A 17,535-nucleotide genomic window follows, 5' to 3' on the forward strand; every position below is an offset into this window, starting at 1 on the left:
CATGCCGACCAATATCCTGATGCCCGCGCTCTCTCCGACGATGGAGAAGGGCAATCTCGCCAAGTGGCTGAAGAAGGAAGGCGACGCCATCAAGTCCGGCGACGTGATCGCCGAGATCGAGACCGACAAGGCGACCATGGAGGTCGAGGCGGTCGACGAGGGCATCCTGGCCAAGATCGTCGTGCCGGAAGGGACGGCCGATGTCGCGGTCAACGAGGTCATCGCCGTGATCGCGGGTGAGGGCGAGGATGCCAAGAGCATCTCCGCTCCGGCCGCCGGCGCCGCGCCCAAGGCTGAGGCTCCCAAGGCCGAGCCCGCCAAGGCCGAGGCTCCGGCAGCGCCTGCCGCTCCGGTGAGCCAGCCGGCTCCCACCGCTGCGGCCGGGCTGAATACCGGTGGCCAGTCGGTCTCCGGCGATCGCCCCTTTGCCTCGCCATTGGCGCGCCGCCTTGCCAAGGATGCCGGGCTCGATCTCTCGAAGGTCCAGGGTTCCGGCCCGCATGGCCGCATCGTCGAGCGCGATATCGAGGCGGCCAAGCAGGGCGGTGCCGCCAAGGCGGCTCCGGCCGCTGCGCCTGCCGCGCCGAAGGCGGCTGCCGCGCCGCTTGCCGCCGGGCCGTCCGACGAGGCGACCAAGAAGCTGTTCGAGCCGGGCTCCTATGAGGAGATCCCGCATGACGGCATGCGCAAGACGATCGCGCGCCGCCTGACCGAAGCCAAGCAGACGATCCCGCATTTCTACCTGACCGTGGATTGCGAACTCGACGCGCTGCTGAAGCTCAGGGCCGAGCTCAACGCCGCCGCGCCCGAGAAGGACGGCAAGCCGGCCTATAAGCTCTCGGTCAACGACATGGTGATCAAGGCGCTGGCGCTGGCGCTGCGCGACAAGCCGGAAGCGAATGTGAGCTGGACCGAAGCCGTCATGCTCCGGCACAAGCAGGTCGATGTCGGCGTCGCCGTGGCGATCCCGAACGGCCTGATCACGCCGATCATCCGCGACGCCGCCCGCAAGACGCTGAGCCAGATCTCGAACGAGACCAAGGACCTGGCGGGGCGGGCCAAGAACCGCAAGCTGAAGCCCGAGGAGTATCAGGGCGGCACGACGGCGGTCAGCAATCTCGGCATGTACGGCGTCAAGGAGTTCACCGCCGTGATCAACCCGCCGCACTCGACCATCATCGCGGTCAGCGCCGGCGAGCAGCGCGCAGTCGTCAAGAATGGCGCGCTGGCGATCGCAACCGTGATGTCGGTGACGCTCTCGGCCGATCACCGCGCCGTCGACGGCGCACTCGGCGCCGAGCTGATGCAGGCCTTCAAGGGCTATATCGAGAAGCCGATGGCGATGCTGGTCTGAGGCGGCGATGATCCGCCCGGCCCGCATCCTTGCCTTCGGCGATTCCCTGACCTGGGGGCGCATCGCCAACCGGCCGGAGCGGCATGGTGACGAGGTGCGCTGGCCGCGTGTGCTGGAAAAGGCGCTCGGCGGCTATGCTGATGTGATCGAGGAAGGGCTGAACGGACGGCGGATCGCCCTCGATGATCCGCTGCGGCCCTATCGCTCCGGCATCTCGCTGCTGCCGCTGTTCATCGAGTGCCATGCACCGCTCGATCTCGTCATCCTGATGCTCGGCACCAATGATTGCCAGCGCATCCATTCGCAGTCGCCCTACGACGTCGCCCGTTCGATGCGGGCGCTGGCGCAGGTGGCACAGCGTCCGCCGGTCGAGGCGGGCATGCCGGTGCCGGAGGTGCTGATCGTCGCGCCGCCCGTCGTGCGTATGCCGGATGATCCCGAGCATGAGGCGACCCTGATCATGGAAGGGGCGCCCGAGAAGATGGCGCAGCTGGCGGGCTATTATCGCCGCATCGCCGACGAGATCGGCGCCAGCTTCTTCGACGCCGCGGCGGTCGCCACGGTGTCCGGAGCGGACGGCGTCCATCTCGATGCCGAGAATACCCGGGCGATCGGGCTGGCCCTGGCGCCCGTCGTCGACGGCCTGCTTGGCCTGCCGCTGCCGGCTCGCGGGCCGGCGCTGCGGATCACGGGCCCATGAACCCGATTTCGACAGGGGCTCGCCCCCTTAACCTCAATGCCTCCCCCCAAGAGGGAGGAAAGAGCCGAGGTGTCTTCCATGGCTGATTACGACGTCATCATCATCGGCTCCGGCCCCGGCGGCTATGTCGCCGCGATCCGCGCGGCGCAGCTCGGCTTCAGGACCGCGATCGTCGAGCGCGAGCACCTTGCCGGCATCTGCTCGAACTGGGGCTGCATTCCGACCAAGGCGCTGCTGCGCACGGCCGAGATCATGCATTACGGCGAGCACGCCAAGGATTACGGGCTCGTGCTCGAAGGCACGTTCAAGGCCGATCTCGAGGCGATCGTGAAGCGCTCGCGCGGCATCGCCGTGCGGATGAACAACGGCGTCCAGTTCCTGATGAAGAAGAACAAGGTCGACGTGATCTGGGGCGAGGCCAAGCTGACCAAGCCCGGCACGATCGCGGTGGCGCCGACCAAGAAGCCGGCGATGCAGCCGCAAGGCCCGGTGCCGAAGAATGCCAAGGGCGAGGGCACCTATACCGCCGACCATATCATCGTCGCGACCGGCGCCCGGCCGCGCGCGCTGCCGGGGCTGGAGCCGGACGGCAAGCTGATCTGGACCTATTTCGAGGCGATGGTGCCGCAGAAGATGCCGAAATCGCTGCTGGTGATGGGCTCCGGCGCCATCGGCATCGAGTTCGCATCGTTCTACCGGACGATGGGCGTCGAGGTCACCGTGGTCGAGGTGCTGCCGCAGGTCGTGCCGGTCGAAGATGCCGAGATCGGCGCATTTGCTCGCAAGGCCTTCGAGAAGCAGGGGATGAAGATCATCACCAGCGCCAAGGTGACCAAAGTCGAGAAATCAACGGATTCCATCACCGCCCATATCGAGGACGAGAAGGGCGGCAAGCAGACGATCACCGCCGACCGGATGATCTCGGCCGTCGGCGTCGTCGCCAATGTCGAGAATATCGGGCTCGAGGCGCTCGGCGTGAAGACCGATCGCGGCTTCATCGCCATCGACGAGTATTGCCGCACCAATGTGAAGGGCATCTACGCGATCGGCGACGTCGCCGGCCCGCCGATGCTGGCCCACAAGGCCGAGCATGAAGCGGTCATCTGCGTCGAGGCGATCAAGGGCCTGCATCCCCACCCGATGGACAAGCTGATGATCCCGGGCTGCACCTATTGCCAGCCGCAGATCGCCAGCGTCGGCCTGACCGAGGCCAAGGCCAAGGCGGCAGGCTACGAGCTCAAGGTCGGCCGCTTCAACTTCGTCGCCAACGGCAAGGCCGTGGCGCTCGGCGAGGATAGCGGCATGGTCAAGACGATCTTCGACGCCAAGACCGGGAAGCTGCTCGGCGCCCATATGGTCGGCGCCGAAGTCACCGAGCTGATCCAGGGCTTCGTCGTCGCCATGAACCTGGAGACGACCGAGGAAGAGCTGATGCACACGATCTTCCCGCACCCGACCCTGTCGGAAACGATGAAGGAAAGCGTGCTCGACGCCTATGGCCGGGTGTTGAACGCCTGAGATGCGGGCAAGGCGTTGCCTTGACGTCGCATTGCGCTTGCATCCTGATGGTCTGACTGGGGCTGGAGAACCGCCATGGATATGCGTTCGGTCATCGTCGCCATACTCATCGGTCTCGTTGCGGGCTGGCTTGCCAGCATCGTCGTCGGTGGCGGCGGCCTGGTCCGCTACATCATCACCGGCCTGATCGGCGCTTTCGTCGGCAGCTTCCTGCTCTCGGCGACGGGCATCAATCTCGGCATCGGCAACCCGCTGGTCTCGCAGATCGTCACGGCGACGATCGGCGCGATTGTGGTGGTGCTGCTGGCACGGCTGATTGCGTAAGCCGTCGCCGCGCTGGAAATCCGTGACGCCAATGGGCATATCCCGCCCATGAGCCCGAAAGCACGAAAGCCCCGCGGGCCCGACCGCGTCATCGCCGACGACAAGGTCGAGATTCTGCCGCCGGGGCGCGGGCTGGTCCTGGATTGGCGTGTTCTGGCGCCGACCGTCCTGCTCGGCACCGTGACGGGCTTCGTCGCCAGCCTCGTCGTCGGAGGCGGCGGCCTGCTGCGTCACGCGGTGGTCGGCATTCTCGGCATGCTGGTCGGGCAGGGGCTGGTGCGCCTGACCGGCTGGCGGGTCCGGACGGGGCACGCCCTGCTCGACGAGGCCGCAATGGCGGTGCTCGGCGCGATCCTGGTCGTGCTGCTGGCGCGGTTCATCGCGTGATAAGGTGTTCTGACGAATAGAGACGGCTGGCGAAAGGACCACGATCCATGGATAGCCCCATCTATGCCGCACTCGGCACGCCGGGCTACGGCTTCTTCATGACGCTGTTGATCGGCATGCTGGCAGGCTGGATCGCGGAGCGGCTGACCTCCTCGGACCACGGTCTCTTCACCAACATGCTGGTCGGTGTTGCCGGCTCCTTCGTCGGCAGCCAGCTGGCGCAACTCGTCGATATCCCGATCTTCGGTTTCTTCCGCACCTTGGTCGCGGCCGTGATCGGAGCAGTCGTGGTGATCACGATCTGGAACGCGATGCGCAAGCCGAAGGCCTGACGCGACGACCGGTCAGGTTGCCGCAATGCACAATGCGGATTAGCTAGAAGAATAGCCGCCTTCCGGATTGGAGGCGGCGCTTAGGAAGATGTGATGGCCCTTGTTCTCGATCTCCTGAACCGCGATCCGCGGCCGAATGCCGGCAATCCCAAGGCGGAGACGAAGCCGGTGACGGAGCTGCGACATCCCGAAAAGCAGAAGCGGCCGGAGAACCCGGTCCTGCGCAAGCCGGACTGGATCAGGGTCAAGGCGCCCGGCTCGCCGAAATGGGCCGAGACGCGCCAGATCGTGAAGGAGAACAAGCTCGTCACGGTCTGCGAGGAGGCGGGCTGCCCCAATATCGGCGAGTGCTGGGAGAAGAAGCACGCCACCTTCATGATCATGGGCGACACCTGCACGAGGGCCTGCGCTTTCTGCAACGTCAAGACCGGCGTGCCCGAGCCGCTCGACCATGAAGAGCCGCGCAAGGTCGCGGAGGCCGTCGCCAAGCTCGGCCTCGAGCATGTCGTGATCACCTCGGTCGATCGCGACGATCTCGCCGATGGCGGCGCCGAGCATTTCGCCCGCGTCATCCGGGCCATTCGCAAGGCCTCGCCCGGTACGACGATCGAGATCCTCACCCCTGATTTCCTGCGCAAGCCGGGGGCGCTCGAAGTGGTCGTGGCGGCGAAGCCCGACGTGTTCAACCACAATCTCGAGACGGTGCCGGGCAAGTACCTGACCGTGCGGCCCGGCGCGCGCTATTTCCACTCGCTCAGGCTGCTGCAGCGCGTGAAGGAGCTCGACCCGACCATCTTCACCAAATCCGGCATCATGGTCGGCCTTGGCGAGGAGCGGAACGAGGTGCTCCAGCTGATGGATGACCTGCGCTCGGCCGATGTCGATTTCATCACCATCGGCCAGTATCTCGCGCCCTCGCGCAAGCACCATGCGGTGATCCGCTTCGTCACGCCGGAGGAGTTCAAGAGCTTCGAGGCGATCGCCTATGTGAAGGGCTTCCTGATGGTGTCCTCGACGCCACTGACCCGCTCCTCGCATCATGCCGGCGAGGACTTCGCCCGGCTGCGCGACGCCCGCGCCGCCAAGCTCGGCAAGTGAGGCGGTAAGCGCTGCTCATGCCGATGTTCAACACCAGCCGCCGCGTCAAGCATTCGCCCGAGCGGATGTACGAGCTCGTGGCGGATGTCGAGCAATATCCGCAATTCCTGCCGCTCTGCGAGGGGCTCAAGGTGCGCCGGCGCACGCCGCGCGAGGACGGCGGCGAGGTGCTGATCGCCGACATGACCGTCGGCTACAAGGCGATCCGCGAGACCTTCACCAGCCGGGTCACGCTCGATCCGGCCAATCTCAAGATCCTGGTCGAATATGTCGACGGGCCGTTCCGGCACCTCGAGAACCGCTGGAGCTTCAAGCCGCTCGATGGCGGCGGCTGCGAGGTCGGCTTCTTCATCTCCTACGAATTCGCCAGCCGCATGCTCGGCCTGCTGATGGGCGCGATGTTCGACAAGGCCTTTCGTAAATTCGCTGAGGCCTTCGAGCGCCGCGCAGATGTCGTCTATGGCCGCGGCGGTGCTGCGGCGGCCATTACCGGCTGAGACGCCATCTTGCTGCCGAGTCGCGGGCGAGCGGCTCAGGCGTCCGACTGATTGCCGATCGCCGCATGCTTGAGGAGATCGAGCGCCTCGACCACCGAGAGGCGGCGGATCTCGTCTCGTGACAGGGCGCCGAAGCGCTTTTGACGGTGAACTGTGCCCGCTGCCGTGGCGCAGCCGAAATGCACGAGGCCAACGGGTTTGGCCTCGGAGCCGCCGCCAGGGCCGGCAACGCCGGTGATCGCGACGGCGATATCGGCAGCAAGCCGCGTCCGTCCGCCTTCGGCCATCGCTCGCGCGACGGGCTCGCTGACGGCGCCATGAGCCTCGATCAGCCCGGCATCGACGCCGGCCAGTGCCGTCTTGGCGGCGTTGGAATAGGTCACCAGCCCGCCATTGACGACGTCTGAGGAGCCGGGGATCGTCGTCAGCGCGCCGGCGACGAGGCCGCCCGTGCAGGATTCAACCGTCGCGACGGTGAGCTTGCGCTCACGGCAGAGCGCCAGGACTTCGATGGTCAGCGCGGTAATCGCGGGATCGAACATCGCTTCACTCCTGCTCAGGCAAGCGGACGGTCGCGGTGGCGAGCGCAGCGAGGCCTTCGCCGCGCCCCGTAAAGCCCATGCGCTCGGAGGTCGTCGCCTTGATCGCGACCCGGTCGAGGCCGATGCCGGCGATCTCCGCAATGCGGGCGCGGATCGCGTCGCGATGCGGGCCGACCTTGGGCGCCTCACAGACGATGGTCAGATCGAGATGGTCGATACGGCCGCCACGAGCGGCGATGCGCCCAGCGGCGAAGGCCAGGAAACGATCGGAGGAGGCGCCGCGCCATTGCGCATCGCTCGGCGGGAAATGCGTGCCGATATCGCCCTCGGCCAGGGTTCCGAGCAGCGCGTCGGTCAGTGCATGCAGCGCGACGTCGCCGTCCGAATGCGCCTTGACGCCCTGCGAATGCCGAATGCGGACGCCGCCGAGCCAGACATGGTCGCCCTCGGTGAAGGCGTGGACGTCATAGCCCGTGCCGACGCGTGTGGTGAGTTGCCCCTCGAGACGCGCTGCCGCGGTCATGAAATCCTGCGGATGGGTCAGCTTCACGTTCCGGGCGTCTCCAGGGAAGGTCGCAACGGGATGGCCAGCCCATTCCATCAGCGCGGCATCGTCGGTGAAGCCGGCCAGGCCGGAGGCGGCCGCAGCCTCATGCGCTGCGAGCAACGGCTGGAAATGAAAGGCCTGCGGCGTCTGCACGCTGACGAGTTGGTCGCGGGGCGGTGTCTCGACCACGCAGCCTTCGCCATCGATGCGCTTGATCGTGTCGGTGACGGCCAGCGTCGGGATTGCGGCCAGGCCGCTATGTGCGGCCGCAAGCGCTCGGCCGATCAGGTCGGCCGAGACGAAAGGGCGGGCTGCATCATGAATCAGGACGATTCCGTCAAAATCCTCGGCCGCGAGCGCCTGGAGCCCCCGTCTGACCGAATCCTGGCGCGTCTCACCGCCAATGACGGGCATCATCAGTTTCGTCGCCGAGAGGCCGCCCACGCTTTGAGCATAGCGCTCGTCATCGCCCGGGCCGATCACCGTGATGATGCTGCCAACCGCTGCCTCAGCCAGAAAAGGGGCAAGTGCATGCCGCAGAACCGGGCGGCCGGCGAGTTCGCGATATTGTTTCGGCGTTTCACCGCCGGCACGCAAGCCGCGCCCAGCGGCGACGATCAGCGCGGCGACCGGGAGGGTTTGTGTTTTGGCTTCGGGCGGCACGGCAGCAGGTTCCAGCAAGGGGTTGGTGATAGAGCATCACGCCGGAAAGTGCGAAGCCGTTTTCGGACGATGCCATCCCTCGCAGTTCCCAGGGGTGACCCAAGGAAAGCGGGTGAGTCTGCATACGGTATGCGGTGCGGTGGGGGTGCGACGTTGATGCGGTGCAACATGAGCCCGTGCCCCTTGCGCGAATGCAGCAATGTCTAATAAATCATCATAATGGAAACTGCCTCATATTCGGGCGAAGGTGCCCCGGCGATCGCCAAGGTTGCCGTGGCCTCCCGCGCCTTCCTGGCTCCGATGTCCGGCGTCACCGATGTCGTGATGCGCCGGATCGCGGCGCGCTATGGCGCCGGCCTCGTCGTTTCGGAAATGGTCGCCTCCGACGAGTTCGTGCGCGGCAGCGAGGAAGCACGGTTGCGGGCCGAGGGCACGGGCGTTTTCCCGCATGTCGTCCAGCTCGCCGGCTGCGATCCGCATTGGCTCGGCGAGGCGGCGCGGCTGGCGGAAGCAACCGGCGCGCAGATCGTCGATATCAACATGGGCTGCCCGGCCAAGCGGGTGACCGGCGGCTGGGCAGGCTCGGCCCTGATGCGCGATCTCGATCATGCGCTGACGCTGGTCGAGGCGGCGGTCGCCGCGGTCGACGTGCCGGTGACGGTCAAGATGCGGCTGGGGTGGGACGATGCCTCGCGCAACGCGCCGGAGCTGGCGCGACGCGCGGTCGATGCCGGTGCGGCGATGATCACGGTCCATGGCCGCACCCGCCAGCAATTCTACAAGGGCAGCGCCGACTGGGTGGCGATCCGCGCCGTGCGCGATGCCGGCAATTTCCCGCTCGTTGCCAATGGCGACATCCATACGCTCGAGGATGCGCAGGCCTGCCTGGCGCATTCGGGCGCCGATCTCGTCATGGTCGGACGGGCGGCCCTCGGCCGACCCTGGCTCGTCGGTGCGATCGGAGCGGCCCTCGATGGTCGCGACGAGATCGAGCTCGGCGCCGATGAGAAGCTCGCCGTGGCGCAGGAGCATTACGAGGGCCTGCTCAGCCTGATGGGGCGGGAGCAGGGCGTGCGCCATGCCCGCAAGCATCTTGCCGCCTATGCCGACGAGGCGGTCGCCAGCGGCTGCGAGCCGGATGCGGCCGTGCGCCGACTGCTGCTGACCACCGACGATCCAGGCCAGGCGCTCAATGCGCTTGCGAGCTTGTTTTCCAACGAAAGCAGCCGCGAGGCAGCCTGAACGAGGAATGTTGCGTATGACGATGGCGTTCATCGACAGTGCCGACGAGGCGCGGGGAGGGCTGGTGCTCGATCCCATCGAATTGCAGGCCCTGCAGGTTCTGCCCATGCCGGTCCTGGTCGTCGGCGATGGGCATAGCGTGCTCTATGCCAACACGGCCGCCGAGGACTTCTTCCAGTCGAGTGCGGTGGTGCTGAAGCGCCAGCGCCTGGACGATCTCATCGCCTTCGGCTCGCCTGTCCTCGGCCTGGTCGAGGAGGTCCAGCGCCGCGGCGCCAGCGTCAGCGAGTACCGGCTCGACCTCGGCTCGCCGCGGCTCGGCAGCGAGCGCATCGTCGATGTATTTGCCTCTCCCTTGCCCAATCAGGGCGAGGCGGTGGTGCTTTTGCTGCAAGAACGGACAATTGCCGAAAAAATGGACAGGCAATTGACCCATCGCGGAGCAGCCCGCTCGATCACCGCTCTCGGTGCGATGCTGGCGCATGAGATCAAGAACCCGCTCTCCGGCATTCGCGGCGCGGCGCAACTGCTGGAGGCTTCGGTCAACGATAGCGACCGGCTGCTGACCCAGCTGATCTGCGACGAGGCGGACCGGATCGTGAAACTGGTCGAGCGGGTCGAGCTCTTCGGCGACGAGCGCCCGAGCGAGCGCGGGCCGGTCAATGTCCATGACGTGCTCGACCATGTGAAGCGGCTGGCGCAGTCCGGCTTCGCCCGCCATATCCGCTTCAACGAGGTCTATGATCCGTCGCTGCCGCCCGCCGCCGGCAACCGCGACCAGTTGGTGCAGGTGCTGCTCAACCTGGTGAAGAACGCGGCCGAAGCCATTGGCGAACATGCGATCGATGGCGAGATCACGCTGACGACGGCCTATCGCCCGGGCATCCGCATGCAGCTCGCCGGCTCGTCGAGCCGGATCGCGCTGCCGCTCGAGATCGGTATCCGCGACAACGGTCCGGGCGTGCCCGCGGACATCCTTTCGCACCTGTTCGATCCCTTCGTCACGACCAAGGCACAGGGCAGTGGCCTTGGACTTGCACTCGTTGCCAAGGTGATCGGCGACCATGGCGGAATCGTCGAATGCGAGTCGGTGCCCAGGCGCACGACTTTCCGGATTCTTCTGCCCCTGCATGAAGCGCGGTCCGGTCGGACCGGGTGAAACCGAAGGCCTAGGACAGGACTGAATGCCAAGCGGTAACATTCTCATCGCCGACGACGACGCCGCGATCCGTACGGTGCTCAATCAGGCCCTTGCCCGCGCGGGCTACGAAGTGCGCACCACCGGCCAGGCGGCGACGCTCTGGACCTGGGCGGCACAGGGGCTCGGCGATCTCATCATCACCGATGTCGTGATGCCCGATGGCAACGCCTTCGATCTGCTGCCGCGGATCAAGCGGGTGCGGCCTGAGCTACCGATCATCGTGATGAGCGCGCAGAACACGTTCATGACGGCGATCAAGGCCTCGGAACGCGGCGCCTACGAATATCTGCCGAAGCCCTTCGACCTGAAGGAGCTGGTGGCGATCGTCGGGCGGGCCCTGTCGCGGCCGCGCGGCGACGGTGGCCGCAACAATACGGTCGCCGAAGCCGAGGATATCCCGCTGATTGGCCGCTCGCCGGCGATGCAGGACGTCTACCGCGCGCTCGCCCGGCTGATGCCGATCGACCTCACCGTGATGATCAATGGCGAGTCCGGCACCGGCAAGGAATTAGTGGCGCGCGCGCTGCACGATTACGGCAAGCGTCGGAACGGCCCCTTCGTCGCGATCAACATGGCGGCGATCCCGAAGGACCTGATCGAATCGGAGCTGTTCGGCCATGAGAAGGGCGCTTTCACGGGAGCGCTGACCCGTTCCTCGGGTCGCTTCGAGCAGGCCGAGGGCGGCACGCTCTTCCTCGACGAGATCGGCGACATGCCGATGGAGGCTCAGACCCGCCTGCTGCGCGTGCTGCAACAGGGCGAATACACGACGGTTGGTGGCCGCACCCCGATCAAGACCAATGTCCGCATCGTCGCCGCGACCAACAAGGACCTGCGCATCTCGATCGCGCAGGGCTTGTTCCGCGAGGACCTGTTCTTCCGCCTGAACGTCGTGCCGATCCGCCTGCCGCCGCTGCGCGAGCGCGTCGAGGACATTCCGGATCTGGTGCGGCACTTCTTCTCGCTGGTCGAGAAGGAGGGGCTGCCGCGCAAGCAGGTCGATTCGGAAGCGATGGACGTCATGCGGCGCTATCGCTGGCCGGGCAATGTCCGCGAGCTCGAGAACCTCGTGCGCCGCCTTGCCGCGCTCTATCCGCAGGAGACGATCACGGCACCGATCGTCGAGGCCGAGCTGCAACCGGCATCGGCCACGGCCAGCTTCTCGAACGGCCCGGGCCCTGAGAGGACCGAGACGCTGTCCGGCTCGGTCGAGCGCCATCTCAACCAGTATTTCGGCGGATTCGGCGACAATATCCCGCCTCCCGGCCTCTATCACCGCATTCTGCGCGAGGTAGAGCCGCCGCTGATCGCCGCTGCGCTGGCGGCAACGCGGGGCAATCAGATCCGTGCGGCCGAGCTGCTGGGGCTTAATCGCAACACATTGCGCAAGAAGATTCGCGAGCTCGACATGCAGGTGGTGCGTTCGCCGCGCTGATTTGAGCACCAAATAAGGCAACTTCGCCTTTCATACGTCACATTTTGACAACACCGTTGCGGCGGCGCATCAGTGACGCGCCCGCTCCGGCCTTAGTGGCGCCGGACCGACATCGGAGTTGTTGAACCATCGTGACCGCCTCGATCAGCGACATCAGGATCACGCCGCGTGGCGAGGATCCGCCACGCCGCGTATCGGGCTGGATCGGCGCCTTCGTCGTCGTCTTCGCGCTCGTTTCCGCGCTGGTGACCTTCCTCGTCCTGTCGGGCTCGACACCGATCGCGCCGGTGCACGAGGTCGTCATCGGCGTCTTCGTCCTCAACGGGCTGCTGATTCTCGCGCTGCTGATCATCGTCGCCTTCGAGACGGCGGTGCTGATCAGGGCGCGCCGGGCCGGCGCGGCCGCGGCCGGGCTGCATGTGCGCATCGTCGGCCTGTTCAGCATCATCGCGGCGCTGCCGGCGGTACTCGTCGCGGTCATCGCCACGGTGACGATCGAGCGCGGGCTCGAGCCCTGGTTCTCCGACCGGATGCGCGATGCGATCTTCAAATCGGTCGAGGTCGCCGATGCCTATGCCGCCGCGCAGTGCCAGTCGCTCGGGCGCGAGATCCGCATCCTCTCCGACGATCTCAACCGCGCCAAACCGGCCTTCGAGGTCGATCGCAAATGGTTCGAGACCTTCTTCACGGCGCGCGCCACCGCGCTCGGCCTGCCTGTCGCCGCCGTGATGCGGCCACCGGACACGGTCGTGGTGCGGGCCAGCATCGACGTGCTCAAGGATCCGCCGAAACCGGACAAGGCGACGTTCGAGGATGCGGAATCCTCGCCCGAACCGATCTGCGTGCTGCCTTCCTCGGGCCGCGTCTTCGGCGCGATGCTGAAGCTGCCGCCCTATGACGGGTTCCTCTTCGTTGCCCGCGAGGTCAATCCGCTCGCCGTCGAGTTCCCCGCCGTCGCCCGAGGTGCCGCGGTCGAATACCTCTCGATCGATGCGCGCCGGAAGGGCGTGCAGATCGCCTTCGCCTCGATGTACGCGCTGATCGCGGTCATCCTGCTGCTCTCGGCGATCTGGTTGGGCTTGAGTTTCGCCAACGGGCTGGTCGCACCGATCAGACGGATGATCCACGCGACCGACCAGGTTTCGAGCGGGAATTTCTACGTCCAGGTGCCGATCCGACGATCTGAGGGCGATCTCGCCCATCTCGGCGAGACCTTCAACAAGATGACCGCCGAGCTCAGGCGCCAGCGCGACGGGCTGGTCACCGCGAGCGAGGTGATCGACCGACGACGGCGCTTCACCGAGACCGTGCTCTCCGGCGTCTCCTCCGGCGTGCTCAGCCTGGATGGCGACGGCCATATCACCATCATCAATCGCTCGGCCGAGACCTTGCTGGGCGCCGGTGGACGGCTGCTCGGCGAGCCGATCGCCCAGGTCGCGCCCGAGATCGCCGAGTTCGTGGCCGATGCGCTGCATAACCGCCAACGGCTGAGCTCGGGCCAGATCGCGATCACCCGTGGCGGCCGAGACCGCATGGTCAACGTCCGGGCCGTCCGCGAAGGCGAGGGGGCGGGCGCCGGCCTCGTCGTCACCCTCGACGACATCACCGATCTCGTCTCTGCGCAGCGCACCGCGGCCTGGGCGGATGTGGCGCGGCGCATCGCCCATGAGATCAAGAACCCGCTGACGCCGATCCAGCTCTCGGCCGAGCGCATCCGCCGCAAGTTCGGCCGCGTCATCACCGATGACAAGGAGGTCTTCGAGCAGTGCACGGCGACGATCGTGCGTCAGGTCGAGGATATCCGGCGCATGGTCGACGAGTTCTCGTCCTTCGCGCGCATGCCGAAGCCGTCGCTGGCGCGGGAGGATATCGTCGAGACGGTGCGCCAGATCGTCTTCCTGATGCGGGTCGGCAATCCCGAATTGACGATCTCCGAGAACCTGCCCTCCACGTCGGTTCCGGCCCAGTTCGACCGCCGGCTGATCTCGCAGGCGCTGACCAATGTCATCAAGAACGCGACCGAGGCGATCTCGGCCGTGCCGATGGACGAGCGCGGCCTGGGGCAGATCGATGTCGCCTTCCAGCGACGTGACGACGGCGTGATCGTCATCGACGTCATCGATAACGGCAAGGGCCTGCCGGTCGATCAGCGCCAGAAGCTGCTGGAGCCCTATATGACCACCCGCGAGGGCGGCACGGGGCTTGGCCTCGCCATTGTCGGAAAGATCCTCGAGGACCATGGCGGCGGCATCGAGCTGCTCGACCGGCCGGATGCCGCGGAGGGCAAGCGCGGCGCCCGCATCCGCCTCTGGTTCCCCGAGGGTGGGCCTCCGGATGTGATGGCCGAGCTCGACAAGGATATTTCCAAAGCCATCAAGGACGATAACAACGGGACTCAGGAATGAGCGCTGATATTCTGGTCGTCGATGACGAAGCCGACATCCGCGAACTCGTGGCCGGTCTGCTCGAAGATGAAGGCTATCGCACTCGCAAGGCCGGCTCTGCCGACGATGCGCTGGCCGCGATCGCCGCACGCCGCCCCAACCTCGTCTTCCTCGATATCTGGCTGCAGGGCAGCCGGCTCGACGGGTTGCAGGTTCTTGACCTGATCAAGGAAAGCCATCCCGACCTCGCGGTCGTGATGATCTCGGGCCATGGCAATATCGAAACCGCCGTCTCGGCGATCAAGAGCGGCGCCTATGACTTCATCGAGAAGCCGTTCAAGGCCGACCGGCTCGTGCTCGTGGCCGAGCGCGCGCTCGAAGCCTCGCGGCTGCGGCGCGAGGTGCGCGAGCTCAAGACGCGCTCGGTCCAGGCCAGCCGGATCGTCGGCAAGTCGACCGTGGTCAACCAGTTGCGCCAGACCATCGACCGCGTCGCGCCGACCAATGCGCGCGTGCTGATCACTGGCGAGCCGGGCTGCGGCAAGGAACTGGCGGCGCGCACGCTGCACGAGGCCTCGAGTCGCGCCTCGGGCCCCTTCATCGTCATCAATGCGGCGACGATCACGCCCGAGACGATGGAGGAGGAGCTTTTCGGCATCGAGGGCGGCGATGGCCGCTCGCGCCGGGTCGGGGCGCTGGAGGAGGCGCATGGCGGCTCGCTCTATATCGATGAGATCGGCGACATGCCGCGCGAGACGCAGAACCGTATCCTGCGCGTGCTTGTCGACCAGAATTTCCAGCGTGTCGGCGGCGCGACGCGGGTGCATGTCGATGTCCGCATCATCTCCTCGACCAGCCGTAACCTGGCGCAGCTGATCGCCGACGGGACTTTCCGCGAGGACCTCTACCACCGGCTCAGCGTCGTGCCGGTCAAGGTGCCCTCGCTCTCGGAGCGGCGCGAGGACGTGCCGGAGCTGATCGAGTTCTTCATGGACCAGATCTCGGTCGCGACCGGCCTGCCGAAGCGGCGCATCGGCGGCGACGCGATGGCCGTGCTGCAATCGCATGAATGGCCGGGCAACGTCCGGGAGCTGCGCAACAATGTCGAGCGGCTGATGATCCTGACCAAGGGCGACCCGACGGCCGACATCACCATCGAGATGTTGCCGGCCGAGGTCGGCGCCATGGTGCCGACGACGCCGTCCGGTTCCGGCGGCGAGCGGCTGATGAGCCTGCCGCTGCGCGATGCGCGTGAGATCTTCGAGCGCGAATATCTGATCGCGCAGATCGCCCGCTTCTCCGGGAACATCTCCCGCACCGCCGAATTCATCGGCATGGAGCGCTCGGCCCTGCATCGCAAGCTGAAGTCGCTCGGCGTGGGCTGATTCCGGCCTTGGGGCCGCGTCTGACGCAGGGCGAGCGGCCAGAATCTTGCAACGGCACGCGCGCCTTGCATGTGCGCTTGCACACAACGCGGGGCTTCCGGGCGTATATGCGCGTCGAGCCTCTTGCATTGCACCCTAAGCCGACGATCTAATGCACCATCGGTGTTCCGACATGTCAGGCGACTGAACGGAACGAAGCCGGATCGCTAGCGCAACCCGAGACGCGATCCCAACAACAGGGGCTGAACATGGCCGCAGAGCGGGCACAAAACCTTCAAGACACTTTCCTCAACCATGTCCGCAAGCAGAAAATTCCTCTGACGATCTTCCTCGTCAATGGCGTGAAGCTGCAGGGCGTGGTGACCTGGTTCGACAATTTCTGCGTGCTGCTGCGCCGCGACGGGCATTCCCAGCTCGTCTACAAGCACGCGATCTCGACGATCATGCCAGGCCATCCCGTCCAGCTCTTCGAGCCCGAGGACACGGACAAGGCCTGAGCCGTGGCCGGCCGCTCGCGAGCGGGGGATGAGCCAGCAGCGGTGAAGCCGCTCGACGAGATCGAGCGCGAGATCGCCGCCAATACGGCCGCATTCGTCATCGGGCCCTATTTGCAGAGCCGCGCTGCCGGCAAGACGGTCGACACGAATCAGCGCTCCTTCGCGGCACGGCTGGACGAAGCCGTCGGCCTTGCGGCTGCGATCGATCTCGACGTGGTCGATGCGATCCAGGTGCTGCTGCCGGCGCTCCGACCAGCGACCTATCTCGGCAAGGGCAAGGTCGAGGAGATCGCCGCGCGCATCAAGGACGAGGAGATCGGCCTCGTCGTGATGGATTGCGCGCTCTCGCCGGTGCAGCAGCGCAATCTCGAAAAGGCCTTCGGCTGCAAGGTCATCGATCGCACCGGCCTGATCCTCGAGATCTTCGGCCGGCGCGCCCGCACCAAGGAAGGCGCGCTGCAGGTCGAACTCGCGCATCTCAATTATCAGAAGAGCCGGCTGGTGCGGTCCTGGACCCACCTTGAGCGCCAGCGCGGCGGCTTCGGCTTCCTCGGCGGGCCCGGTGAAACCCAGATCGAGGCCGACCGGCGCGTCATCCAGGAGCGGATGACCAAGATCGAGCGCGATCTCGACACGGTGAAGCGCACCCGCTCCCTGCATCGTGCCAGCCGCAAACGCGTGCCTTATCCGGTGGTTGCGCTGGTCGGCTACACCAATGCCGGCAAGTCGACCCTGTTCAACCGGCTGACCGCGGCCGATGTGCTGGCGCAGGACATGCTCTTCGCGACGCTCGACCCGACGGCGCGAGCGATCAAGCTGCCGCATGGCGCGCGCATCATGCTCTCCGACACGGTCGGCTTCATCTCGGACCTGCCGACACAGCTCGTCGCCGCCTTCCGCGCGACGCTGGAGGACGCGATCGAGGCCGATGTGCTGCTGCATGTGCGCGATCTCGCCCATGAGGATACGCAGGCGCAGGCCGCCGACGTCCAGGCGATCCTGCGCGATCTCGGTATCGACCCCGAGGATGGCCAGCGCGTCATCGAGGTCTGGAACAAGGCCGACTTGCTCGACCCGGCCGAGCACGAGCGCCAGCTCGGATTGGCGGAGCTGAAGGCGGAAAAGGCGCGGCCGGTGCTGGTCTCGGCCCTGACCGGCGAGGGGATGGGACGGCTGACCGACGCGATCGAGGCGCGCATCGCGGTCAGCCGGCCGGTCTATGCCCTGCAGCTTGAACCCGGCGACGGCAAATCGCTGGCCTGGCTCCATGCCAATGGCGAGATCCTGACACGCCAGGACGAAGAGGACGGCACCCTGAGCCTGACCGTGCGGCTGCCGCCCGAGCGGGAAGGGGCCTTTGGCGCCCGATTCCCGCAGGCGCAGCGGCAGCATTGAGCGGCTGCGACATGCTGCCGTGATCTGACACTGC

The 17,535-nt window shown here is 66.4% G+C and carries 17 protein-coding genes; 15 read left to right on the forward strand and 2 right to left on the reverse strand.

Annotated elements, in window-relative coordinates; genetic code table 11:
• The first annotated feature begins 1 nt into the window (after window position 1).
• The 8 genes from EV560_RS15200 to EV560_RS15235 all read left to right on the forward strand — a co-directional run bounded on the left by EV560_RS15200 (window position 2) and on the right by EV560_RS15235 (window position 6,210).
• On the forward strand, window positions 2-1,354 hold the full coding sequence (locus tag EV560_RS15200) for a pyruvate dehydrogenase complex dihydrolipoamide acetyltransferase (protein ID WP_131856608.1): 1,353 nt from the start codon (window positions 2-4) through the stop codon (window positions 1,352-1,354).
• 7 nt (window positions 1,355-1,361) lie between these two features.
• Window positions 1,362-2,054, forward strand: a complete 693-nt coding sequence (locus EV560_RS15205) for an SGNH/GDSL hydrolase family protein (protein WP_131856609.1) — start codon at window positions 1,362-1,364, stop codon at window positions 2,052-2,054.
• A 78-nt stretch (window positions 2,055-2,132) separates the two neighbouring features.
• The gene (lpdA, locus tag EV560_RS15210) at window positions 2,133-3,572 is read left to right on the forward strand and encodes a dihydrolipoyl dehydrogenase (RefSeq protein WP_131856610.1); all 1,440 of its coding nucleotides are present in this window, start codon (window positions 2,133-2,135) and stop codon (window positions 3,570-3,572) included.
• 75 nt (window positions 3,573-3,647) lie between these two features.
• A complete protein-coding gene (locus EV560_RS15215; RefSeq protein WP_131856611.1) occupies window positions 3,648-3,896 on the forward strand; it encodes a GlsB/YeaQ/YmgE family stress response membrane protein in 249 nt (82 codons plus the stop codon).
• 48 nt (window positions 3,897-3,944) lie between these two features.
• Window positions 3,945-4,283, forward strand: a complete 339-nt coding sequence (locus EV560_RS15220) for a GlsB/YeaQ/YmgE family stress response membrane protein (protein ID WP_248312052.1) — start codon at window positions 3,945-3,947, stop codon at window positions 4,281-4,283.
• 47 nt (window positions 4,284-4,330) lie between these two features.
• On the forward strand, window positions 4,331-4,615 hold the full coding sequence (locus EV560_RS15225; protein ID WP_131856612.1) for a GlsB/YeaQ/YmgE family stress response membrane protein: 285 nt from the start codon (window positions 4,331-4,333) through the stop codon (window positions 4,613-4,615).
• A gap of 93 nt (window positions 4,616-4,708) precedes the next feature.
• On the forward strand, window positions 4,709-5,713 hold the full coding sequence (gene lipA, locus EV560_RS15230) for a lipoyl synthase (protein ID WP_131856613.1): 1,005 nt from the start codon (window positions 4,709-4,711) through the stop codon (window positions 5,711-5,713).
• 17 nt (window positions 5,714-5,730) lie between these two features.
• Complete coding sequence (locus EV560_RS15235) at window positions 5,731-6,210, forward strand: type II toxin-antitoxin system RatA family toxin (protein WP_131856614.1); 480 nt, start codon at window positions 5,731-5,733, stop codon at window positions 6,208-6,210.
• Between the two features lie 35 nt (window positions 6,211-6,245).
• Here EV560_RS15235 and EV560_RS15240 read toward each other — a convergent pair whose 3' ends face one another.
• Both EV560_RS15240 and EV560_RS15245 read right to left on the reverse strand, forming a co-directional pair.
• On the reverse strand, window positions 6,246-6,752 hold the full coding sequence (locus EV560_RS15240; RefSeq protein ID WP_131856615.1) for a CinA family protein: 507 nt from the start codon (window positions 6,750-6,752) through the stop codon (window positions 6,246-6,248).
• Window positions 6,753-6,756: 4 nt separating this feature from the next.
• Window positions 6,757-7,962 carry a bifunctional 2-C-methyl-D-erythritol 4-phosphate cytidylyltransferase/2-C-methyl-D-erythritol 2,4-cyclodiphosphate synthase gene (locus tag EV560_RS15245; protein WP_207908034.1) on the reverse strand — a complete coding sequence of 402 codons (1,206 nt, stop codon included), beginning with the start codon at window positions 7,960-7,962 and terminating at the stop codon, window positions 6,757-6,759.
• Window positions 7,963-8,181: 219 nt separating this feature from the next.
• Here EV560_RS15245 and dusB point away from each other — a divergent pair, with 219 nt between their 5' ends.
• The 7 genes from dusB to hflX all read left to right on the forward strand — a co-directional run bounded on the left by dusB (window position 8,182) and on the right by hflX (window position 17,501).
• The gene (dusB, locus tag EV560_RS15250) at window positions 8,182-9,204 is read left to right on the forward strand and encodes a tRNA dihydrouridine synthase DusB (RefSeq protein ID WP_131856617.1); all 1,023 of its coding nucleotides are present in this window, start codon (window positions 8,182-8,184) and stop codon (window positions 9,202-9,204) included.
• A 16-nt stretch (window positions 9,205-9,220) separates the two neighbouring features.
• Window positions 9,221-10,363: a two-component system sensor histidine kinase NtrB gene (locus EV560_RS15255; RefSeq protein ID WP_465247009.1), complete on the forward strand. Its 1,143-nt coding sequence runs from the start codon at window positions 9,221-9,223 to the stop codon at window positions 10,361-10,363.
• Window positions 10,364-10,388: 25 nt separating this feature from the next.
• Complete coding sequence (gene ntrC, locus EV560_RS15260) at window positions 10,389-11,840, forward strand: nitrogen regulation protein NR(I) (RefSeq protein ID WP_131856618.1); 1,452 nt, start codon at window positions 10,389-10,391, stop codon at window positions 11,838-11,840.
• 131 nt (window positions 11,841-11,971) lie between these two features.
• A complete protein-coding gene (locus EV560_RS15265) occupies window positions 11,972-14,245 on the forward strand; it encodes a sensor histidine kinase NtrY-like (protein ID WP_248312053.1) in 2,274 nt (757 codons plus the stop codon).
• Complete coding sequence (gene ntrX, locus EV560_RS15270; protein ID WP_131856619.1) at window positions 14,242-15,609, forward strand: nitrogen assimilation response regulator NtrX; 1,368 nt, start codon at window positions 14,242-14,244, stop codon at window positions 15,607-15,609. The genes EV560_RS15265 and ntrX overlap by 4 nt, the downstream gene beginning before the upstream one ends.
• Window positions 15,610-15,857: 248 nt before the next feature.
• Window positions 15,858-16,106, forward strand: coding sequence for an RNA chaperone Hfq (hfq, locus tag EV560_RS15275; protein ID WP_057192822.1), 249 nt, complete (start codon window positions 15,858-15,860; stop codon window positions 16,104-16,106).
• 42 nt (window positions 16,107-16,148) lie between these two features.
• Window positions 16,149-17,501 (forward strand): GTPase HflX, encoded by a 1,353-nt coding sequence (hflX, locus tag EV560_RS15280; RefSeq protein WP_248312054.1) that lies wholly within the window; start codon window positions 16,149-16,151, stop codon window positions 17,499-17,501.
• Window positions 17,502-17,535 lie beyond the last annotated feature (34 nt).

Source organism: Allobosea sp. BK604 (assembly GCF_004341515.1).
GTDB lineage: Bacteria > Pseudomonadota > Alphaproteobacteria > Rhizobiales > Beijerinckiaceae > Allobosea.